The 20,408-nt window shown below is 71.4% G+C and carries 23 protein-coding genes and 1 pseudogene; 14 read left to right on the plus strand and 10 right to left on the minus strand.

The window, feature by feature from the left end:
- The first annotated feature begins 164 nt into the window (after nucleotides 1–164).
- Entirely contained in the window at nucleotides 165–806 is a 642-nt protein-coding gene (locus LGR69_RS10625) for a LabA-like NYN domain-containing protein (protein WP_007559065.1), read from the plus strand.
- 15 nt (nucleotides 807–821) lie between these two features.
- Here LGR69_RS10625 and LGR69_RS10630 read toward each other — a convergent pair whose 3' ends face one another.
- The 3 genes from LGR69_RS10630 to dapA form a co-directional block, all read right to left on the minus strand.
- Nucleotides 822–1,388, minus strand: coding sequence for a peroxiredoxin (locus tag LGR69_RS10630; protein WP_230365992.1), 567 nt, complete (start codon nucleotides 1,386–1,388; stop codon nucleotides 822–824).
- 188 nt (nucleotides 1,389–1,576) lie between these two features.
- Nucleotides 1,577–2,050: an SsrA-binding protein SmpB gene (gene smpB, locus LGR69_RS10635; RefSeq protein ID WP_007559061.1), complete on the minus strand. Its 474-nt coding sequence runs from the start codon at nucleotides 2,048–2,050 to the stop codon at nucleotides 1,577–1,579.
- A gap of 16 nt (nucleotides 2,051–2,066) precedes the next feature.
- On the minus strand, nucleotides 2,067–2,966 hold the full coding sequence (dapA, locus tag LGR69_RS10640; RefSeq protein WP_007559060.1) for a 4-hydroxy-tetrahydrodipicolinate synthase: 900 nt from the start codon (nucleotides 2,964–2,966) through the stop codon (nucleotides 2,067–2,069).
- Nucleotides 2,967–3,262: 296 nt separating this feature from the next.
- Here dapA and LGR69_RS10645 point away from each other — a divergent pair, with 296 nt between their 5' ends.
- Complete coding sequence (locus LGR69_RS10645) at nucleotides 3,263–5,518, plus strand: lytic transglycosylase domain-containing protein (RefSeq protein ID WP_230366228.1); 2,256 nt, start codon at nucleotides 3,263–3,265, stop codon at nucleotides 5,516–5,518.
- 145 nt (nucleotides 5,519–5,663) lie between these two features.
- Here the strand turns inward: LGR69_RS10645 and LGR69_RS10650 are convergent, their stop codons facing one another.
- Nucleotides 5,664–5,879 (minus strand): transcriptional regulator, encoded by a 216-nt coding sequence (locus tag LGR69_RS10650; RefSeq protein ID WP_007559058.1) that lies wholly within the window; start codon nucleotides 5,877–5,879, stop codon nucleotides 5,664–5,666.
- 236 nt (nucleotides 5,880–6,115) lie between these two features.
- Between LGR69_RS10650 and LGR69_RS10655 the strand changes: the two are divergent.
- Nucleotides 6,116–6,313, plus strand: a pseudogene (locus tag LGR69_RS10655) (peptide-methionine (S)-S-oxide reductase); the annotation flags it as partial.
- A gap of 179 nt (nucleotides 6,314–6,492) precedes the next feature.
- On the opposite strand, the gene LGR69_RS10660 reads toward LGR69_RS10655, so the two are convergent.
- Nucleotides 6,493–7,443 (minus strand): prephenate/arogenate dehydrogenase family protein, encoded by a 951-nt coding sequence (locus LGR69_RS10660; RefSeq protein ID WP_230365993.1) that lies wholly within the window; start codon nucleotides 7,441–7,443, stop codon nucleotides 6,493–6,495.
- Nucleotides 7,421–8,551, minus strand: a complete 1,131-nt coding sequence (locus LGR69_RS10665) for a pyridoxal phosphate-dependent aminotransferase (RefSeq protein ID WP_230365994.1) — start codon at nucleotides 8,549–8,551, stop codon at nucleotides 7,421–7,423. Before LGR69_RS10665 ends, LGR69_RS10660 begins: the two co-directional genes overlap by 23 nt.
- A gap of 194 nt (nucleotides 8,552–8,745) precedes the next feature.
- On the opposite strand from LGR69_RS10665, the gene LGR69_RS10670 reads away from it, so the two are divergent.
- From LGR69_RS10670 to metW, 6 genes are all read left to right on the plus strand, one after another.
- Entirely contained in the window at nucleotides 8,746–9,039 is a 294-nt protein-coding gene (locus tag LGR69_RS10670; RefSeq protein ID WP_007559055.1) for a hypothetical protein, read from the plus strand.
- 126 nt (nucleotides 9,040–9,165) lie between these two features.
- Nucleotides 9,166–9,333, plus strand: coding sequence for a hypothetical protein (locus LGR69_RS10675; protein WP_007559053.1), 168 nt, complete (start codon nucleotides 9,166–9,168; stop codon nucleotides 9,331–9,333).
- Nucleotides 9,334–9,458: 125 nt separating this feature from the next.
- Nucleotides 9,459–9,638 carry a hypothetical protein gene (locus LGR69_RS10680; RefSeq protein WP_007559051.1) on the plus strand — a complete coding sequence of 60 codons (180 nt, stop codon included), beginning with the start codon at nucleotides 9,459–9,461 and terminating at the stop codon, nucleotides 9,636–9,638.
- Nucleotides 9,639–9,727: 89 nt separating this feature from the next.
- Nucleotides 9,728–9,934, plus strand: coding sequence for a hypothetical protein (locus tag LGR69_RS10685; RefSeq protein WP_230365995.1), 207 nt, complete (start codon nucleotides 9,728–9,730; stop codon nucleotides 9,932–9,934).
- 211 nt (nucleotides 9,935–10,145) lie between these two features.
- Nucleotides 10,146–11,351: a homoserine O-acetyltransferase MetX gene (metX, locus tag LGR69_RS10690; RefSeq protein WP_007559049.1), complete on the plus strand. Its 1,206-nt coding sequence runs from the start codon at nucleotides 10,146–10,148 to the stop codon at nucleotides 11,349–11,351.
- On the plus strand, nucleotides 11,348–12,037 hold the full coding sequence (gene metW / locus LGR69_RS10695) for a methionine biosynthesis protein MetW (protein WP_091863788.1): 690 nt from the start codon (nucleotides 11,348–11,350) through the stop codon (nucleotides 12,035–12,037). The genes metX and metW overlap by 4 nt, the downstream gene beginning before the upstream one ends.
- Here the strand turns inward: metW and LGR69_RS10700 are convergent.
- The 3 genes from LGR69_RS10700 to LGR69_RS10710 are packed head-to-tail and all read right to left on the minus strand — an operon-like array spanning nucleotide 12,034 to nucleotide 14,378.
- Nucleotides 12,034–13,398 (minus strand): sensor histidine kinase, encoded by a 1,365-nt coding sequence (locus LGR69_RS10700; RefSeq protein ID WP_230365996.1) that lies wholly within the window; start codon nucleotides 13,396–13,398, stop codon nucleotides 12,034–12,036. The two genes, metW and LGR69_RS10700, sit on opposite strands and share 4 nt — an antisense overlap.
- Nucleotides 13,395–14,057 carry a response regulator transcription factor gene (locus LGR69_RS10705; protein ID WP_230365997.1) on the minus strand — a complete coding sequence of 221 codons (663 nt, stop codon included), beginning with the start codon at nucleotides 14,055–14,057 and terminating at the stop codon, nucleotides 13,395–13,397. The genes LGR69_RS10700 and LGR69_RS10705 overlap by 4 nt, the downstream gene beginning before the upstream one ends.
- 15 nt (nucleotides 14,058–14,072) lie before the next feature.
- Nucleotides 14,073–14,378 carry a PepSY domain-containing protein gene (locus LGR69_RS10710; RefSeq protein ID WP_007560993.1) on the minus strand — a complete coding sequence of 102 codons (306 nt, stop codon included), beginning with the start codon at nucleotides 14,376–14,378 and terminating at the stop codon, nucleotides 14,073–14,075.
- A gap of 169 nt (nucleotides 14,379–14,547) precedes the next feature.
- On the opposite strand from LGR69_RS10710, the gene LGR69_RS10715 reads away from it, so the two are divergent.
- The 4 genes from LGR69_RS10715 (at nucleotide 14,548) to trpB (ending at nucleotide 17,411) form a co-directional block, all read left to right on the plus strand.
- A complete protein-coding gene (locus tag LGR69_RS10715; RefSeq protein ID WP_230365998.1) occupies nucleotides 14,548–14,895 on the plus strand; it encodes a thermonuclease family protein in 348 nt (115 codons plus the stop codon).
- Nucleotides 14,896–15,341: 446 nt separating this feature from the next.
- On the plus strand, nucleotides 15,342–15,737 hold the full coding sequence (locus LGR69_RS10720) for a type II toxin-antitoxin system RelE/ParE family toxin (RefSeq protein WP_230365999.1): 396 nt from the start codon (nucleotides 15,342–15,344) through the stop codon (nucleotides 15,735–15,737).
- Nucleotides 15,706–16,032 (plus strand): helix-turn-helix domain-containing protein, encoded by a 327-nt coding sequence (locus LGR69_RS10725; protein WP_268868493.1) that lies wholly within the window; start codon nucleotides 15,706–15,708, stop codon nucleotides 16,030–16,032. Before LGR69_RS10720 ends, LGR69_RS10725 begins: the two co-directional genes overlap by 32 nt.
- Before the next feature lie 137 nt (nucleotides 16,033–16,169).
- Entirely contained in the window at nucleotides 16,170–17,411 is a 1,242-nt protein-coding gene (gene trpB, locus LGR69_RS10730) for a tryptophan synthase subunit beta (protein ID WP_007560986.1), read from the plus strand.
- A 341-nt stretch (nucleotides 17,412–17,752) separates the two neighbouring features.
- Here trpB and LGR69_RS10735 read toward each other — a convergent pair whose 3' ends face one another.
- Nucleotides 17,753–18,271: a ComEA family DNA-binding protein gene (locus LGR69_RS10735; protein WP_230366001.1), complete on the minus strand. Its 519-nt coding sequence runs from the start codon at nucleotides 18,269–18,271 to the stop codon at nucleotides 17,753–17,755.
- 125 nt (nucleotides 18,272–18,396) lie between these two features.
- On the opposite strand from LGR69_RS10735, the gene LGR69_RS10740 reads away from it, so the two are divergent.
- Nucleotides 18,397–20,241, plus strand: a complete 1,845-nt coding sequence (locus LGR69_RS10740; RefSeq protein ID WP_230366002.1) for an ABC transporter ATP-binding protein — start codon at nucleotides 18,397–18,399, stop codon at nucleotides 20,239–20,241.
- Nucleotides 20,242–20,408 lie beyond the last annotated feature (167 nt).

A 20,408-nucleotide genomic window follows, 5' to 3' on the forward strand; every position in this document is an offset into this window, starting at 1 on the left:
GCGACGGTCACCCCGGAAGGGGACCACGCTTTTCCGTCCCGGATTTCTTTCTATCTCGTCATTCGTTCACGACGATACGGCCTGGGTTTTCCGCCCGGATTTCGAGCAGCCGTTTCAGCACACGATTTCCGGCAACCCATATTCTTTCAGGATTCGACTCATCCATGGCAGCACCGCAGCGCAGCGCCCTCTTCATCGACGGCGCCAACCTCTACGCGACCACCAAGGCCCTCGGCTTCGATATTGACTACAAGAAGCTGCTCAAGGAATTTCAGGCTCGCGACAACCTGCTGCGCGCGTTCTACTACACCGCGATGATCGAGGATCAGGAATATTCCTCGATCCGGCCGCTGATCGATTGGCTGGATTACAACGGCTACCGCGTCGTGACCAAGCCCGTGAAGGAGTTCACGGACTCGATGGGCCGGCGCAAGTACAAGGGTAACATGGATATCGAGCTGGCGATCGACGCCCTCGAGCTCAGCCCGCATATCGACCACATGGTGCTGTTCTCCGGCGACGGCGACTTCCGCTCGCTGGTCGAGGCGATGCAGCGGCGCGGCGTCAAGGTGACGGTGATCTCCACCATCCAGACCCAGCCGGCGATGATCTCCGACGAGTTGCGGCGGCAGGCCGACGAGTTCGTGGATCTCGCGAGCCTCTCGAACCGCATCGGCCGCGAGCCGAGCGAGCGCCCGGTCCGGGCTGCCGGCGAGACCGCCAGCCGCTACCGCGGCGAAGCCCGCCCGAGCCCGGCCCTCGAGAACCGCTACGGCATCCGCCAGCCGGAATCCGAAGAGGGCTGAGACCGGGGCCAAGCGTCAGGCGCTGCCGTCGAGCCAGTCGATCACCTGCTGCGCGCTGCGATCGGCGGGGAAGACCGGGTAGAAAACCTGGCTGACGACGCCGTCGTCGATCACCAGGGTGAGGCGGCGCATCAGAACTTGCCCGCCCGCCTGGAAGACCGGCAGGCGCGCGGCCATCGTAAAGGCCCGGTGCGGATCGGCGAGCAGCGGGAAGGTGAGGCGCAGCCGCTCGGCCGCCTCCCGCTGGTAAACGCTGGTCTGGGTCGAGAGGCCGTAGACCTGGGCGACGCCGCGCCCCCGCAGGGCGGCATGGTTATCCCGGAAATCGCAGGCCTGCGGGGTGCAGCCCCGGGCGCCCGGAATCGCGTCCCAATCCGGCGTCAGGGCCGGCTGTCCCGGCTCGCCGGTGCGGGGGTAGGCATAAGCGACCGTGCGACCGGTCAGGCGCGCGAGCGACACGGTCGTGCCGTCGGTCGCCGTCAGCGCCACGTCGGGCAGCCTCATCCCGCGCAGGTGATCGGCGGCGCCGTCATCCACGGGGGCGGGGAGGTCGGCGGGCAAGGCGTCGGGACTGGGCTGCATGGGCGGCTCCTCGGATCGCGCGAGCCTAGAGCGCCGCGGGCCGAAGGTGAATCGCCAGTTTTGGACTTCGCCTAGCCAGACATCACGCGCGGAGCGACGTGAGCCCGGGGCAGCGCGACATCCGGAGATCGCGCACTGCCCTGGGTTGCTTCGCTGCGCTCGCAATGACGGAAGGGCCGTGAACCGATCTACCCCCGGTCCCGCAGCAGCCGCGCCCGGTCGCGCTGCCAGTCGCGCTCCTTGGCGGCCTCGCGCTTGTCGTGGGCCTGCTTGCCCTTGCCCAGGCCGAGCTCGATCTTCGCCCGGCCCTTGTCGTTGAAGTAGATCTTCAGCGGCACCACCGTGTAGCCCTGGCGCTGGGTGGCGCCGATCAGCTTGTTGATCTGGCGGCGATGCAGCAGCAGGCGGCGCGGGCGCTTCGGCTCGTGGTTGAAGCGGTTCGCCTCCAGATATTCCGGGATATAGGCGTTGAACAGCATCAGGTCGGTGCCGGAGGGGCCGGCATAGGCCTCGCCGATCGTCGCCTTGCCGCCGCGCAGGGACTTCACCTCGGTGCCGGTCAGGGCGATGCCGGCCTCGAGCGTGTCCTCGATCGTGTAGTGGAAGCGCGCGGCACGGTTGTCGGCGACGACGCGCCGACTGGGCTCCGGTTTCGGGGCCATGTGTGTGTGACTCTCCTCAGCCTTCGAGCAGACCGGCGTGGCGCAAGGCCGCGTCGACGATCGCCCGGGTCGCGTTCGAGACCGGCACCAGCGGCAGGCGCAGGTCCTCGGTCATATGGCCGAGCTTGGCCAGCGCGTACTTGGTCGGGCCCGGATTGGCCTCGGCGAACAGCCCGCTCTGGAGCGGGAACAGCCGGTCCTGCAGGGCCAGCGCCTTGGCGTAGTCGCCGGCGAGCGAGGCCTCCTGCAGGTCGGCGCAGAGGCGCGGCGCCACGTTGGCCACCACCGAGATGCAGCCATGGCCGCCCTGGGCGTTGTAGCCGAGCGCCGTCGCATCTTCGCCCGAAAGCTGGAGGAAGTTCGCCCCCATGGCCTGTCGCTGCTGGCTGACGCGGTCGATCTTGGCGGTCGCGTCCTTCACGCCGGCGATGTTCTTCAATTCGAAGAGCCGGGCCATCGTCTCGACACTCATGTCGACGACGGAGCGCGGCGGGATGTTGTAGATGATGATCGGAATGCCGACCGCGTCGTTGACGGCCTTGAAGTGGGCGTAGAGTCCCTCTTGCGTCGGCTTGTTGTAATAGGGCGTGACCACCAGCACGGCGTCGGCGCCGGCCCGCTCGGCGTGGCGCGCCCGGGCCACCGCCTCGGCGGTGGAGTTGGAGCCCGCACCCGCCACCACGGGCACGCGCCCACCGGCCTCGTCGATGCAGGCCTCGACCACCCGGTCGTGCTCGGAATGGGTCAGGGTGGGGCTCTCGCCGGTGGTTCCGGTCGGCACCAGGCCGTGGCTGCCCTGCTCGATCTGCCAGCGTACGAATTTCCGGAACGCGGCCTCGTCGAAGGCGCCGTCGCGGAACGGCGTCACAAGCGCGGTGAGCGAGCCCCGCAGGCGGCTCCCGGTCATCTCGGTCATCTCAGGCGTCCCAAAGAGGCTCAGCTGGGGTCTCGGCGGATGGGCTGGTCGCGGCGCTCTCGGCGCCGTGCGTCCCGCGCGCCGTTCGGCCGCGGACGGGCAGACATAGGCGGTCGCGCCACGGTGCGCAAACAGATCGTGGCGAGGGTTTACGGGTTCTTAATGCCCCCGCGCCGATCTTCATTTCTTTCCACTCCGGTCGCGAGAAGGGGGGAAACGTGATCCGAGCCCAGTCGATCCGAGGTCCCGTGATCCGCGCGCTGGCCTCGACGCGCACGCCCCTGGCGGCGGCGGCTCTGGTCACGACCCTCGGGGTAGCGCTCGCCGGCCAGGTCGGCACCGACGCGCCGGCCTCGCAGCCGACGCCGCCCGCGAGCGACGCCGCCCTGTCCCCGGCCCAGACCCGGAGCACCGAGGCCGAGGCGGTCGCCGATCCGGTCACGGCCGACGCCCTCAAGCTCGACCCGGCCCAGACCGCCAAGGGCTCCGACCGGGGCGAGGAGGCCGCGGGCAAGATCCCGGCGGCGGCCACCGCCTACGCCTCGGCCGATCCCGACGCCCCCGTGGTCTTCCCGCTGCCCGACGCCGCGCTGACGCCGGCCGCGCCGGTGCCCGAAGTCCCGGACCCGGGCAAGCCCAAGATCTCGGGGGACACCGATCCGACGCTGCTGCGCGGCGCCATCGACCTCTACCGCAAGGGCCGGGTCGCCGACGGCGACCGGATGCGCGACGGCTTCACCGATCCCGCCGCGAGGGCGCTGCTCGAATGGGTGGCGATCCGCGCCGGGGCCGGCATCGGCTTCGCCCGCACCGTCGCCTTCACCCGCGCCAACCCGACCTGGCCGGCCGGGCCGCTGCTGCGCCGCCGGGCCGAGGAGGCCCTGCTCTCCGAGCGCAAGCCCCCGGCCGTGGTCCGGGCCTATTTCGCCACCGCCAAGCCGGTGAGCGCGCCGGGCAAGTTCGCCCTGGCGCTGGCGCTCCGGGCCGACGGATACGACACCGACGCCGCCGAGATCGTGCGCGACCTGTGGCGCACCGAGAGCTTCGGCAAGAGCCTCGAGGCCAAGATCCAGGACGCCTTCCCGGGCGTGCTCACCCGGATCGACCACCGTTACCGGATGGAGCGGGCGCTCCTGAAGGACGATTGGGAGAGCGCCGGCCGGGCGGCGGGCTATGCGGGGGGCGCGTATGCCAGCCTCGTGCGCGCCCGCCGGGCCGTGGAGGACAAGACCGGCGCGCCGGCCGCGCTCGCCGCGGTGCCGCCCTCCCTGCGGGGCGACGCCTCCTACATCTTCTCCCGGGCGCAGTTCTTCCGCCGGGCCGACAAGCCCGAGGAGGCCGCCGCGATCCTGGCCGCGGCGCCCACCAACCCGGACGTGCTGGTCGACGGCGACGAGTGGTGGATCGAGCGCCGGATCGTGGCGCGCAAGCTCCTCGACCTCGGCAACGCCAAGACCGCCTTCGCGGTGGCGAGCGGCCATGCCGCGCGTACCCCCGAGAAGCGCCTCGAGGCCGAGTTCCACGCCGGCTGGATCGCCCTGCGGTTCGCCGGCGACCCGGCGAGCGCCGCGCAGCATTTCGCCCAGATGGCGACCATCGCGGAGAGCCCGGTCTCGCTGGCGCGGGCCGCCTATTGGCAGGGCCGGGCAGCCGAGGCGCTGGGCCAGCGCGAGGCGGCCAAGGGCTTCTACGAGCGGGCCGCCCTGCAGCCGATCGCCTATTACGGCCAGGTCGCCCGGGCCCGGCTCGGCCAGACCAGCCTGCCGCTGCGCGCGCCGGCCGATCTCGAGGGCGGCGAGCGGCAGGCCTTCGAGGACAGGCTCTACATCCGGGCGCTGCGCATGCTCGGCGAGGCCGGGCTCAAGGACCTGGCGCTGCCGCTCTACATCGACGCCGCCCGGGATCTCACCGACCCGCGCGAGATCCAGGCGCTCGGCGACCTCGCCACCGAGATGAAGGATGCCCGCGCCCTGGTGGCGATCGGCAAGCTCGCGGTGCAGCGCGGCCTGCCGCTCGACGCCCACGCCTACCCGACCATCGGGATCCCGGCCTACGAGACCTTCACGGCGGTGCCTCAGGTCGAGCGGGCCATGGTCTACGCCATCGCCCGGCAGGAGAGCCAGTTCGACCCCCGGGCCCAGTCCGGGGTCGGCGCCCGCGGCCTGATGCAGATGATGCCGGCCACCGCCCAGCGCACCGCCCGCCGGGTCGCCACGTCCTTCGACGTCGACCGCCTGACCAGCGACCCGGCCTATTGCGCCAAGCTCGGCCAGGCCCATCTCGGCGAGCTGATGGAGGATTGGCGCGGCTCCTACGTCCTCGCCTTCGCCTCCTACAATGCCGGCGGCGGCAACGTGAAGAAGTGGATCGACGCCTACGGCGACCCGCGCAAGGGCGACGTGGACGTGATCGACTGGGTCGAGCGCATCCCGTTCACCGAGACCCGCAACTACGTGCAGCGGGTGATGGAGAACCTGCAGGTCTACCGCTCCCGCCTGGACGGCCGCAGCGCCCTGCTGATCGACGGGGATCTGCACCGCGGCGCGCGGTAGGGAGCCGGGCGTTCGCAGCGCGGGGTGGGATGGTCACGCATCCGATGCCGGCGCATCTCCCTCCTCTCCGGGGGAGGGAAGGCGCGCGTGTCAGTCGCGGCCGTCATCCGCAGACGGAACCGCGCTCGACCAGCGCTCGCACCGCTTACCGCTGCTCGCTCGCGATGATGGCGCGCAGGGCGGTGAGGGCGCGTTCCCGGCCGGCGTCGGTCCTGATACAGGACCAGAGGCGCAGGCATTCCTGCATGTCGGCGGTGGCGGGCGAGCCGCTCTCGCCGTCGAAGAAGCGGTCGACCGGGATGCCGAGAATGTCGGCGAGCGTCAGCAAGGTCTGGGTCCCCGGCTTCCTGGTGCCGCTCATGAGGGACAATCCCTGTACCGGTATACGGTATAATCGAACCAGTTTTATAATGCAGAAAATTGTATAAAAAATCAATCCTGCTAACTTTATAGGTTTCTAAGGACTACCGCCCGCGCAGTCCGATCTCTGCGCGATAGCTTGCATCATCGTCCCGGCAGTCGTCCCACGAGCCGGGGCTGCTGGGCCCCGACACTGGACCGTTCGGCATCGCGCTCGGGCTCACCCCGCATCCCGAAGCCCGGCCGATCGTCACCCGGATCGAGCCGGGCGCGGCGTTCTACCCGGCGGAGGGCTACCACCAGGACTTCATGGCCCAGCACCCAGGCCATCCCTACATCGCAGTCAACGACGCGCCGAAGCTGGAAGCGCTGAAGCAGCTGTTTCCCGAGCGGACGGCGCCGCAGCCGGTGCTGGTGAACCGGTCGCCGGCGTGAGGCCGGGCGCCGCCGACGCCGGCCATCCCACCCGCGCCCTCATCCTGAGGTGCGAGCGCCAGCGAGCCTCGAAGGAGCCCGCCAGCCGGCCTTGCGATCCCTGGAGGGCTCCTTCGAGGCCTCCGCTGCGCTGCGGCGCCTCAGGATGAGGGGGTGAATTGGAGGAGCCCTCTGTCGCCCTACTCCTCCGGCGGCCGCGGGCGGCCGAAATCGGGGGCGGCGGTCTCCTGGCCCTGGGCCACGATGCTGCGCCGGATCGCCCGGGTGCGGGTGAACATCGCGTGGAGGGCGTCGCCATCGCCCCAGCGGACCGCCTTGGCCAGCGCCGAGAGGTCCTCGTTGAACCGGCCGAGCATCTCCAGCACCGCCTCACGGTTGTTGAGGAAGATGTCCCGCCACATGGTCGGGTCGGAGGCGGCGATGCGGGTGAAATCGCGAAATCCGCTGGCCGAGAACTTGATCACCTCGGATTGCGTCGCCTCTTCGAGGTCCGCGGCGGTGCCGACGATGTTGTAGGCGATCAGGTGCGGCAGGTGGCTGGTGATCGCCAGAACGTGGTCGTGGTGCTCGGCGCTCATGGTCTCGACATTGGCGCCCATGCCCTCCCACAGGGCCCGGACCCGCTCCACCGCCGCGGGGTCGGTGCCCTCGGGGGGCGTCAGGATGCACCAGCGGTTCTGGAACAGGGTCGCGAAACCCGCATCCGGCCCCGAGAACTCGGTGCCGGCGATCGGGTGGCCGGGGACCAAAGCGACGCCCTCCGGCAGGTGCGGCCGGATCGCGGCCACCACGGCGCCCTTGACCGAGCCGACATCCGAGACGATCGCGCCGGGCTTCAGGTACGGCGCCAGCTCGGCCGCCGCCGCCCCGATGGCGCCCACCGGCACGCACAGGATCACCAGGTCGGTCTCGGAGGCACCCTCTCGCGGATCGCCCGTGACCACGTCGGCGATGCCGAGCTCGGCGACCCGTTCGCGCACGGCCGCGTCCCGGTCCAGGGCGACGATCGTGCCGGCGAGATTGTAGCGGCGGGCGGCCCGGGCGATCGAGGAGCCGATCAGACCGAGCCCGACGATGGTGAGGCGCCCGATGGGCGGGGTCGCGGCCTCAGGCAAAATCCCCTCCGGCATGCGCGCCCCGCACGAAGTCGCCGAGCGCCGCCAGGAAGGCGGTGTTCGCCTCGGCCCCCGCCACCGTCACCCGCAGGGCGTTGGGCAGGCCGTAGGCGCTGACCCGGCGGGTGATCAGCCCGCGCTCGGTGAGGAAGGCGTCGGCGTCGGCGGCCGAGCGCCCCGGTTCGTCGGGGAAGTGGATCAGCACGAAATTGGCGACGCTCGGCGTCACTTTCAGGCCGAGCGCCCGGGCGCCGTCGGTGAGCTTGGGCAGCCACTCGGCGTTGTGGGCGGCGGCCGCCGCCATGTGCGCCTCGTCGGCGATGGCGGCCGCGCCCGCCGCGATGGCCGGGCCGGAGACGTTGAACGGCCCCCGGATGCGGTTGACCGCATCCGCCACATGGGCCGGGGCCAGCATCCAGCCGATCCGCACAGCGGCAAGCCCGTAGATCTTCGAGAAGGTCCGGGTCATCACGACGTTCTCGGCTTCGAGCGCGAGTTCGAGCCCGGCCGAGTAGTCGTTCGCCCGCACGTATTCGGCGTAGGCGCCGTCGATCACCAGCAGCACGTTGGCCGGCAGGGCGGCGTGCAGGCGGCGGATCTCGTCGAACGGCAGGTAGGTGCCGGTCGGGTTGCTCGGGTTGGTGACGTAGACGATCCGGGTCCGCTCGGTGACCCGGGCCAGGATCGCGTCGACATCGGTGGTGTAGTCGCGCTCGGGCGCCACCACGGGCGTCGCGCCGGAGGCCAGGATCGCGATCCGGTAGACCAGGAACCCGTGCTCGGAATAGATGCCCTCGGTGCCCGGGCCGCCATAGGCGTAGGCCAGCAGCGAGAGCAGCTCGTCGGAGCCGGCGCCGCAGACGATCCGCTCGGGATCGAGCCCGTAGCGCTTGGCGATGGCCGTGCGCAGAACCGTCGCCCGCCCGTCCGGGTAGGTCTCCAGCTTGGCGGTCGCCTCGTGGAGCGCCGCCAGCGCCGCCGGGCTCGGCCCCAGCGGCGTCTCGTTGGACGAGAGCTTGTGGACCTTGCCGCCGCCGGGCCGCCCGCTCTTGCCGGGCACGTAGGTGTCGATCGCCAGGATTCCGGGGCGCGGTTCCGGGCGGACGGGTTTGGGGGCGGACATGGCTCGGCGACTCGGATGCGCGGGCGGGAGTTTCGTTTGTCGGGTCCGTCTACAGCATTTCCTCCTTGGGTGAAGCCGGAGGGGCGGGGCTGCACCTCGAGGTTTAAGTGCCTGCCGGGATTGGACACGCCCTGGTTGGTCGGGGGAGCTTCGCTATGTTCCCCCGGATCCCGCTTGCGACAAGGACGGATCCCATGCCCCTCACACGCTACCTGGATGGCGGCGCCCATATCCTGCCTGCCGACGACAGCCTGATCCGGTTCGCCATGACCAACGGCGAGCGGGTGATCGGGATCGACGTGCCGATCCCGGTGCTGCGCCAGCATTTCGGCGGGGCCGACCTCGCCCCCCTCGACCTGTTCGCAAAAAATCAGGCGGCGATCGAGGCGGCCGCCAGCGCCGCCTACGACAAGACCGCGACGCCCAACGACCTCCTCGACATGGGCCCGGAGGATTTCGCCACGCCGCCGGGCGCGGCCACGCTCTGAGGCGGAAGGTCCCGCCCCGCGGCGACGCGCAAATGCCGCGGGGCACTCGCCACGTTTCGGCCTGTTGATCCGGAGAAGGGGCCGCGTCGGGCGCGTCGCGCCCCGCATGCCCCTGGACGGATCCATATGCCCGGTGACCTGATCCCCTGCAGCCTGTTCCTGATCGGGATCCTCACCTCCGTGGCCGCGGATTGCCGGATGCGCCGGGCCGAGGCCTCGGCCTGGTCGAACGGCTGCATCACCGCCGTCGGGGCCGCCATGGTGTTCGTCGCCTGCGCCGTCGCGATCCGCTGATCGCCCCGGAAGCCACAACCCGCGTCCCGGATGGGCCTCCGGAGGAACCTGCGGCCCCGATACGCACTTCCCCAGCCGTGATCCTGGGCCGCATTCCGTGGTGCGGCCGGCTCGGTGAGGTTTCCATGATTTCGATCCAGGCGATCGTCGGCTGCGCGCTCGTCCTGTCCGGGCTCTGCGTCGAGAATCTCGCGAGCCGGAGCTGGCGGGGCGGTGTCCGTGCCGACCGGCTCGACGCCCGCGCCGCCCTGGCGCTCGGGCTCCCGGCCCTCGGTCTGGCCTTGATGGCGGCCCCGATCGCCTGAGCCGGGCTGAACCCCGGGGACGTGCCTCGGCGCACCGCGAAGCGTGGCTGATCGACCTAGATCCCGTCATCGAGAAACGAGGACGGATCATGGACTTCATCGTTGGTGTCATCCTGGAAGGCGCGGCCTGGGCCGCGCACGCGGCCCTCGAAGGCGTGCTGCAGGCCGTGCCCGCCCAGACCGGCCTCGAGCTGACCGGTTCCGCGGTGGAAGCCGTGGTGACGGCGACGGGCGACGTTCTCGGGCCCACCGGGACGGCCCCTGCCGCGGCGCCCGCGCGGAGCGACGCGCCGTAGGGCGATCCGCGGAGCGCAGGCCCGAGGCCGGACAGGCCGGACCAGGCCGCGCGGACTGGGCATTCTTGCACCGGTCCCTGCGTTGACGCTCGTCCCCTTGAGCATTACCTCCCGGTCTCGCTGGCCGCGTCGGGCGAGTGCGGCGCGTCACGCGATCCCGCGCTTCCCTGCCGCGGACCGGGATCGCCGACACACGGTCGTCAAGTCCCGCATGGATACCCAACCCGAGACCGCGCTGCGGCCGGACCCGATCGACGAGACGGCCGGGCGCCTGGCGGAGCCGTCGCAGGCGCTCGACCCCAAGAGCCTGGTCATGCGCTTCGGCGCGGACACGCCGCTTCTGACCGATGCCGGCGTCGAGCTCGCCCCCTTCCAGATCGCCTATCAGACCGCCGGTACCCTGAACGCCGCGGGCACCAACGCGGTGCTGATCTGCCACGCGCTCACCGGCGACCAGTATTTCGCCCATCCGCATCCGGTCACCGGCAAGCCCGGCTGGTGGGAGACCCTGGTCGGCCCCGGCAAGCCGGTGGACACCGACCGCTACTTTGTCGTCTGCTCGAACGTGATCGGGTCCTGCATGGGCTCCACCGGCCCGGCCTCGATCGATCCCGCCACCGGGCGGCCCTACGGGCTGAACTTCCCGCTGGTGACGATCCGCGACATGGTCCGGGCCCAGGCGATGCTGCTGGAGCGGCTCGGCGTGCGCGACCTATTCCTCTGCATCGGCGGCTCGATGGGTGGGATGCAGGTGCTGCAATGGGCGGCCCTGTACCCCGACCGGGTCTTCGCCGCGATGCCGATCGCCACCGGCCCGCGCCACTCGGCCCAGAACATCGCATTCCACGAGGTCGGCCGGCAGGCGATCATGGCCGATCCGGCCTGGGCCGACGGGCGCTACCTCGAGGAGGGCACGCGGCCGTCCAAGGGGCTCGGCGTCGCCCGGATGGGCGCGCACATCACCTACCTGTCCGAGCCGGCTTTGCACCGGAAGTTCGGCCGGCGGTTCCAGGGCGGCTCGGCGCCGACCTTCTCGTTCAACGCCGATTTCCAGATCGAGAGCTACCTGCGCCACCAGGGCCTCAGCTTCGTCGAGCGGTTCGACGCCAACGCCTATCTCTACCTGACCCGGGCGATGGATTACTTCGACCTCGCCGAGGACCATGGCGGCGCGCTGGCCAACGCCTTCCGGGGCATCAAGACCCGGTTCTGCGTGATCTCGTTCACCTCCGACTGGCTGTTCCCCACCGCCGATTCCCGGGTGATCGTGCACGCGCTGAACGCCGCCGCGGCGCCGGTCGCCTTCGTGGAGGTCGAGACCGACAAGGGCCACGACGCCTTCCTGCTCGACGAGCCGGCGATGTTCTCCGCCGCCCGCGGCTTCATCGACGCCGCCGCCCGGGCCCGCGGCCTGTGAGCAACCCCACCCTCCGCCGCACCCACGGCGCGCCCTGGGACACCACGGACGCTCTGCCCCGCACCGCCGAGGGCAACGGCGCCCGGGTCGATCACATCGTCGTCCTGGGCCTCGTGCCGCCGAGCGCCCGGGTGCTTGATATCGGCTGCGGCGACGGCTCGCTGCTGGCGCTGCTGCGCGACCGGCGCGGCATCGACGGCCGGGGCATCGAGCTGTCGCGCGACGGGGTGAATGCCTGCCTGGCCCGGGGCCTGTCGGTGATCCAGGGCGACGCCGACACCGACCTGGCGAACTATCCCGACGACGCCTTCGACGTGGTCGTGCTGTCCCAGACCATCCAGGCGACCCGCAATCCCCGGATCGTGCTGGAGCACCTGCTGCGCATCGGCCGGCAGGTGATCATCTCGTTCCCGAATTTCGGGCATTGGCGAGTCCGGTCGGAGCTCGCCCTGCGCGGCCGGATGCCGGTCACCGAGATCATGCCGGATGCCTGGTGGGAGACCCCCAACATCCACCATTGCACGATCCGGGACTTCGTCGGCCTGTGCCGCCTGATCGGCGCCCGGATCGAGACCGCCACGGCGCTCGACGCCAGCGGCCGGCCGATGCGCTTCTCCATGCCCTGGTGGGTCTGGAACCTTTTCGGCGCGCAGGGCGTGTTCCTGCTCCGGCGCGGGGCGGATTAGCGCCCCGGCTTTCCGGCCTCCGCCGATTCCGTCCAGGTCAGCGCGGCCCGCAGCCCGCCCCGCTCCGAGCGCCCGAAGGCGAGCTGGGCGCCCGCGGCCTCGGCGACGTCCCGGGCGATGGCGATGCCGAAGCCGGTGCCCGGGCGGCTCTCGTCCCAGCGCTGGCCGCGGCCGATCCCGGCGATCGCCGCGTCGCTCATGCCGGGACCATCGTCCTCGACGGTGAGCCGCGAGCCCCCGGGCCCCGTGATCCCGGCCACCCGGACCCGCCGGTGCGCCCACTTGCGGGCATTGTCGAGGAGGTTGCCCAGGACCTCCATCAGCTCGCCCTCGTCGCCCGGATAGGCGAGCCCGTCCGGCACGGCCACCTCCCAGGCCAGCGAATCCCCCTCCGGCAGCCGCTGCATAGTGGCGACCAGGCGCTCGGCCACCGGGGCGACCCGGCAGGTCCGCCGCCGCAGGTCGCCGGCCGCCGCGATCCGGGCCCGGGCGAGCGCGCGCTCGACCTGGCCCGCCATCGCCCGGGCCTGCTCGGCGATCTCCCCCGACAGGCCGGGATCGGCCGGCCCGGTCCGGCGCGCCAGGGCGTCGAGCACCGCGAGCGGGGTCTTGAGGCCGTGGGCCATGTCGGCGGCCGCGGCCCGGGCCCGGACCAGGGCGCGCTCCTGCGCGTCGAGCAGGCGGTTGAGGTCGGTAACCAGCGGCCGGACCTCGTCGGGGAACTGCTCCGGCAGCCGGGTCCGCGTCCCGGCATGGACGGCGCCGAGATCCTGCTGCAGCACCCGGAACGGCGCCAAAGCCCGGTGCACGAACAGCCATAGGGCCAGGGTCAGCACCACGAACAGGGCGGCCAGCGCCGGGACCAGCAGGCGCAGGAACGTGGCTCGGCTGGCGGCCAGGCCGCGCCGGTCCTCGGCCACGATCACCCGCAGCCCGGTCTCGGCGCCGCGCGGGCCGATCTCGACGGGGCGGATGACGGCGATCAGCCGGCCGCCATCCGGGCCGGTGGCCTCGACGGTTGCGGGGGCGTCGCCGGCGCCCGGCCCCAGGTCGAGGCGCTTGTCCCAGAGCGAGCGCGAGCGCAGGACCTCGCTTCCCGCCTCGACCTGCCAGTACAGGCCGCCATAGGGCGTGGAGAACCGCGAGTCCGGCGGCTCCCGGGAGACGGTCGGGCGCCCGTCCGGCGCGATCCCGACCCGTCCGGCGATCAGCTTGGCGGTCCGGTCGAGCTCGTCGGCGGTGCGGGCATCGAGCACCTGGTCGAGGATCAGGGTGAGGCCGATGCCGGCGAGCAGCAGGGCGAGCGCGATCAGCGCCGCCGCCGCGAGCCCCAGCCGCAGCCGCAGGGAGTCGCGCCTCACGGCGCGTCCGCGACGCGGTAGCCCTGGCCCCGGCGGGTCTCGATCACCCCGGGCCCGAGCTTGCGGCGCAGGCGGGTCAGGAGCGCCTCCAGCGCGTTGGCCTCCCGCTCGGTGCCGACCCCGTGGAGATGGTCCAGAACCTCGCCCGCCGGCACGACCTGGGCCTGGCGGTGCAGCAGGAAGGCCAGGAGCCGGTATTCGAGGGCGGTCAACTCGGTCGCCCGGCCCGCGACGCTCACCGCCCGGCTGCGGGTGTCGAGTTCCACATCCCCGGCCCGCAGCACCGGCGAGGCGTGGCCGGCGGTGCGCCGCAGGATCGCCCGCAGGCGCGCGACCAGCTCCTCCATGCGGAACGGCTTGACGAGGTAATCGTCGGCGCCGGCATCGATGCCCTCGACCCGCTCGCGCCAGCCGTCCCGGGCGGTGAGGATCAGGACCGGCAGCGCCACTTCCGCCGCCCGCAGCCGGCGCAGCACGCCGAGCCCGTCGAGGCGCGGCAGGCCGAGATCGAGCACCATCGCGTCGTAGGGCTCGGTCTCGGCGCGGAACCACGCGGCCTCGCCGTCCGCGACCACGTCGGCGACGTAACCGGCCTGTTCCAGCCCGGCTTTCATGTCCGCGGCGATGCGCGGCTCGTCCTCGACCACTAGGACGCGCACGGCCGGCTCCCGGTCTCAATCATCGTCGTCCTCGTCCAGGATCTTGAGCGAGCCGGCATCGACCTTGACGGAGCGGCGCTTCCCGTCGGCGCCGAGGATGCGCAGCTTGTACAGCCACTGCCCGTCGTCGCGCTTCAGATCGACCGCCACCACGTCCCCCGGCACCGCCGCGCGGGCGGCCCGCAGGACCTCGTCGAGGGGGCGGATCTCGCCCTTCTCCAGGGCGCGGCGGGCGCGGTCGGCATCCTCCGAGGCGCGTGCCGGCCAGGCCGCGCCGGCGAGCAGCAGGAGCGCGGCGCGGCGCGACGGGGGCTGGATCATGCGGAGACGGGCTCGACCATGGCGGGGCAAGTGGGGTCCGAGCGCGCGAAATCATCCCGCGCCCGCACGGCATGACGCCCCCAGCCTGACGGGAGGCTGACAGGCGCCGTCAGGGTCGCGGGGCCGGATCCGGTCAGAAGGCGGGCCGTCCTCTTGCGGAGTTGCCTCCATGTCCCTGATCCTCGGTGCCCTCCTCGCCTGTGCCGCCGGCCTCGCCGGCATCGTGCTCTGCCCCGACGACTCCACCCGGCGCTCGCGGCTGCCACTGCTGGTAGCGTTCCTGCTGGGCAGCCTCGCCTGGCACGCCCCCGCCAGGGCGGCCGAGCCCCCGAGTGGCCCGGCCCGGGTGCTCGATGGCGGGACCGTCATGGTCGGCCCACACCGCGTCAGCCTCTACGGCATCGCGGCGCCCGATGCCGACCAGACCTGCTCGGACGCCCAGAACCGGCCCTATCCGTGCGGCCTGGCGGTGCGCGATCGCGCGGAGCCGGCCTGCGCGGCCGCCGATCGGGCCTAAGGCGGGCCGCGGCGGATCGAAGCCGGATCTCAGGTGACCGCCACCGCCTCGGCATGGTCGGTGCCGCCGCGGCAAAGGCCGGCAGCCGTAGCAGCAGGGCCGAGGCCAGGACGAGCCCGATGGCGGCGCCGAGGAGCGGGCGGATGGTATCGCCAAGAACCATGCCGTCCTCGTGCGAGACCCGCTCTGCAAGACATGCGCGGCTTGATGGCACCGGCGTGTTCGCACCCGGTCGTGCTCAATGACGTGCGCCGTGGTTCCACAGCGTGCTCGACCGGTGCCACCAACCACCACAGCCCCGCCTTGAACCATAGCACAAAGTACCATATTTTTCGGATCAACGGTTCGGGGACGCATGGGCCACACAGCGGCACAGGCAGACGCAAGCCGACGGGAGCAGGACATGAGACCATGCTGGAGCTGTCCGCACCCCGTGAAGCCGTCCTATGCGCATCTTCCTGCCGCTCGACTTTGCGAAACGGGCCGCGAAGCAGAAGGTGACCGACGACGATCTGCGCGAGGCGGTCGCCCGTGCCGAACGCGACCTGATCGATGCGCGACTCGGGCTGGCTCTGATCAAGCAGCGCATCCCGCGCGCCGGACAGGGCCGCTCCGGCGGCTTCCGCAGCATCATCGTCTACAAGCGCGGGACGATCGCAATCTTCCTGCACCTGTTCGCCAAGAATGCCAGGGCGAACCTGACCAAGACCGAGACGCAGGTGTTCCGCGACCTCGCAGCGACCCTCGCCAGCCTCAGCGACGAGGCGCTGGAACGGGTCGCCGCCGCGCAAAGCTGGAGACGGATCGACGATGGGAAGCGTGAAGACGCCATACCGCAGTGATGCGCTCAGGTCGGCGCACCGGATCGCCCAGGATCTCCACGCCGCCGGCGCCATCGACAAGGCGACGATGCGCCGGTTCGACGTGTCGTGCCTGACGCCGGTCGAGGAGCTCAGGCCGGAGGCGATCCGCGCCATCCGCGAGACCGCGCAGATGAGCCAGGCGATCTTCGCCATGGCCCTCAACGTGACCACGTCGCTGGTCAGCAAATGGGAGCGGGGTGAGAAGAAGCCCGGCGGCCCGTCGCTGAAGCTGCTCGCGCTTGCCAGCCGGAAGGGTATCGACGCCATCCTGTGAGGGGCAAGACCCCGCGATCGAGACTATAGGCCCCAGCCGTCGTGTTTACGAGGGCGGGAGGACGCATTGCGGCGGCGTCCGCATGGGTCTAGGCACCCGGCAACAGATCGCTCTTCGCGTCCGGAAGGACTTGCCCCGTGACCATCGCCCCCGAACCGAATTCCTTCCGCACCGGCCCCGACGAGCGCGGCCGCTTCGGCATCTTCGGCGGCCGGTTCGTCGCTGAGACTCTGATGCCGCTGATCCTCGAGCTGGAGGCGGCCTACGAGGCCGCCAAGGCCGATCCGGCCTTCGCGGCCGACATGGCGAGCTACGGCACCCACTATATCGGCCGGCCGAGCCCGCTCTATTACGCCGAGCGCCTCACCGAGCACCTGCGCGCCCAGGCGCCGGCCGGGCAGGGCGCCAAGGTCTACTTCAAGCGCGAGGAGCTGAACCATACCGGCTCCCACAAGGTGAACAACGTGCTCGGCCAGATCCTGCTGGCCCGCCGCATGGGCAAGCCGCGGATCATCGCCGAGACCGGCGCCGGCCAGCACGGCGTCGCCACCGCGACGCTGTGCGCCCGGTTCGGCCTGAAATGCGTGGTCTATATGGGCGCGGTCGACGTCGCCCGGCAGGCGCCCAACGTCTTCCGGATGAAGATGCTCGGCGCCGAGGTGATCCCGGTGGAATCCGGCACCAAGACCCTCAAGGACGCGATGAACGAGGCCCTGCGCGACTGGGTCACCAACGTCGCCGACACGTTCTACTGCATCGGCACCGTGGCCGGCCCGCACCCGTACCCGGCCATGGTCCGCGACTTCCAGTCGGTGATCGGGCGCGAGACCCGGGAGCAGATGATCGCGCAGGAGGGCCGCCTGCCGGATTCGCTGATCGCCTGCATCGGCGGCGGCTCCAACGCCATGGGGCTGTTCCACCCGTTCCTGGACGACCGCGAGGTCGAGATCTTCGGGGTCGAGGCCGCCGGCCACGGCGTGGGCTCCGGCCTGCACGCCGCCTCGCTCACCGGCGGCAAGCCCGGGGTGCTGCACGGCAACCGCACCTACCTGCTGATGGACGCGGACGGGCAGATCTCCGACGCGCACTCGATCTCGGCCGGCCTCGACTATCCCGGCATCGGCCCCGAGCACGCCTGGCTGCACGAGATGGGCCGCGTGAAGTATCTCTCGGCCACCGATTCCGAAACCCTGGAGGCGTTCAAGCTCTGCTCGATGCTGGAGGGCATCATCCCGGCCCTGGAGCCGGCCCACGCCCTGTCCAAGGTGCTGGACATCGCCCCCCAGCGCCCGGCCGATCACCTGATGGTGCTCAACATGTCGGGCCGCGGCGACAAGGACATCCCGCAGGTGGCGGAGATTTTCGGGACGAAGCTCTAGGCTTTTTTAGAGCCTCTCACAAAACTCCCGCCGCACCGTCGCGTGCGAAGGGAGGGTTCCCGGGGACCTGGAGTTTTGTGACGTGCTCTTAGCCCCGCGCCTATCTCATCCACGACCTCATCCTGAGGCGGCGCAGCGCAGCCCTCGAAGGAGCCCGCCTCCGGGGCCGCTGCGCGGCATCTTAGGATGGAGCGACGGTTTGGGAGGGCCGCAGCCTCATCGTCATTGCGAGCGCAGCGAAGCAACCCAGTGAGGCGCCACGTCTTGAGATCGCGCGCGGCCCTGGGTCGCTTCGCTGCGCTCGCGACGACGGCGCTCAGCCGAGACATCGCGGGCGCGCCTCACCGCACCGTCACCTGATCCTTGATCTTCTCATAGACCGCCCGGCTGAGGACGCGCTTCGACAGGAGCTGGTCCACGGAGGCGTAGGGGCGCTTGGCGATGATCGCCCGGCCGATCGCGCCGCCGCCCCGGAGCTTGTTGAGGTCGGCCGCCGAGGCGGTGTTGAGGTCGAGGAGGACCGGGGCCCGGGGGCCGGCGGACTCCTCGGCCCGGTCGATCTCGGCCTGGCCCTGCTGGACCGGCACGGGCTCGTTCGGGAAGGCGAGGGCGTCGGACGGCATCTGGGCGGGACGCGCGGGCACCGCCTCCGGGGGCGGCGCGGCAGGCCTGGGGGCGGGCTCCGGGGTCCGCGGGGGCGCGGTCTGCTCCGCCGGGACGGGCTCGGCCGGCGCCTCGGCCACGGGGGCCGGGATCGGCGCGGGCGGCGGGTTCGGCAGCAGGAACTGCACCAGTGCCGCCAGGATGCCGGCCAAGATCAGTAAGACCGAAATACGCAGGATTGCAGGGCCGCTCAGCACGCGTCACTCGACGATGAAATTACACTCTTCAGGCCTCAGATAATGCGCTCTCTACCCGTCGGCCAATCGGACGAAGGCCACCCGAGCCCGGCCGTCGACAGGCAATCCACCCAGGTCGGCCGCCGGTGAGCGTTCGGATCGCCCGCCTCGGCGAGCGCCTGGGGGCGCTGCGCTACCTGCCGGCCCTGTTCCGCGAGATCGCCGCGGCGAGCCCGCGCCTGCTCGCGGCGAGCTTGATCCTGCGCCTCGTGGCGGCCTGCCTGCCGATCCTGTCGCTCTACCTCGCCAAGCTGATCCTCGACGGCATCGTGGCCGAGCATGCCCGCCCGGCGCCGGCGGCGGGGCTTTCGGACTGGCTCGCCGATCCCCGCCGGGCCCGGCTCGTCTGGCTGGTGGCGGCCGAGCTCGGGCTGGCCCTGCTCTCCGACCTCACCGGCCGGCTCGCGAGCCTGACCGAGACCCTGATCGGCGACCTCTACGCCAACGCCGCCTCGATGCGGCTGATGGCGCATGCCGCCTCCCTGGACCTCGCGCAGTTCGAGGACAGCGCCCAGCAGGACCGGCTGGAGCGGGCGCGCCGGCAGGTCAGCGGCCGCACCGGACTGATCGGCACCGTCTTCGGGCAGTTCCAGGCCCTGGTGACGCTGGCCTCGCTCACCGCCGGTGTGGCGGCCTTCACGCCCTGGCTGGTAGTGCTGATCGCCGCCGCCCTGGTGCCGGCGCTCCTCAACGAGTGGCACTTCACCAAGGCCGGCTATCGCCTGGCCTGGATCCGCAGCCCGGAGCGGCGGCGGATCGATTACCTGCGCTACCTCGGCGCCAGCGTCGAGACCGCCAAGGAGGTCAAGCTCTTCGGCCTCTCGGGCTACATCACCGCGCTCTACGGGGCGCTGGCGCAGACCCTGCTCGCCGAGAACCGGGCGCTCGCTACCGCCCGGGCGCGCTGGGGTTTCGCCTTCGCGAGCCTTGGCACCCTGGCCTATTACGCGGCCTACGCGGTGATCGTCTGGCGGACCGTGGCCGGCGCCTTCTCGATCGGAGACCTCGCCTTCCTGGCCGGCGCGTTCCAGCGCCTGCGCGGCGGCATCGAGGGGCTGCTGCTGGGGCTCACCCAGATCAGCGGGCAGGCGCAGTATCTCGACGATTTCTTCTCGTTCTTCGCGATCCGGCCGGAGATCCGCTCGCCCGCGCAGCCCGTGCCGGTGCCGAGCCCGATCCGGAAGGGGCTGGTGTTCGAGGATGTCGGCTACCGCTATCCCGGAACCGAGACCTGGGCCCTGCGCGGCCTGTCCTTCGCGGTGCGGGCCGGGGAGACCGTGGCGCTCGTCGGCGGCAACGGCGCCGGCAAGACCACGATCGTCAAGCTGATGACCCGGCTCTACGACCCGCACGAGGGCCGGGTGCTCCTCGACGGGCGGCCGCTCGCCGCCTACGACCTCGACGACCTCCGGGCCCGGGTCGCGGTTATCTTCCAGGATTTCGTCCGGTTCGACCTCACCGCCGGCGAGAACGTCGCGGTCGGCCGGATCGCGGCGGCCGACGACCGGGACCGGATCGCGGCGGCTGCCGCCCGAGGGCTCGCCGCCCCGGTGATCGAGCGTCTGCCGGAGGGCTACGCCCAGCCGCTCGGCAAGCGCTTCGCCGGCGGCGTCGACCTGTCCGGGGGCGAGTGGCAGAAGGTCGCCCTGTCCCGGGCCTATATGCGTGAGGCCGAGATCCTGATCCTCGACGAGCCGACCGCGGCCTTGGACGCTCGGGCCGAGCACGACGTGTTCGCCCGGTTCCGGGAGCTGTCGGCGGGCCGCACGACGGTGCTGATCTCGCACCGCTTCTCGACGGTCCGGATGGCCGACCGGATCCTGGTCCTGGAGGGCGGCCGGCTGCTCGAGGAAGGCAGCCACGCCGCCCTGATGGGGCAGGGCGGCCGCTACGCGGAGCTGTTCACCCTGCAGGCGCAGGGCTATCGGTGAGCGTCACGGTCTCGAAAGGTCCGGGACCTTTCGCGGGTCCAGGGCGGCGCCCTGGTCCATCGGGCCTCCGCCCCGATACCCCGCCAAAGGGCTCAGCCCTTTGGGAACTCCATATTGCGGGCCGCCCCGATGCCCGAGGATTGCCCCTTTCGCGTCGCCTGCTATCT

Origin of the sequence: Methylobacterium brachiatum (assembly GCF_020523825.1) — a bacterium.
In the GTDB taxonomy this organism is placed as follows: Bacteria; Pseudomonadota; Alphaproteobacteria; order Rhizobiales; family Beijerinckiaceae; genus Methylobacterium; species Methylobacterium brachiatum.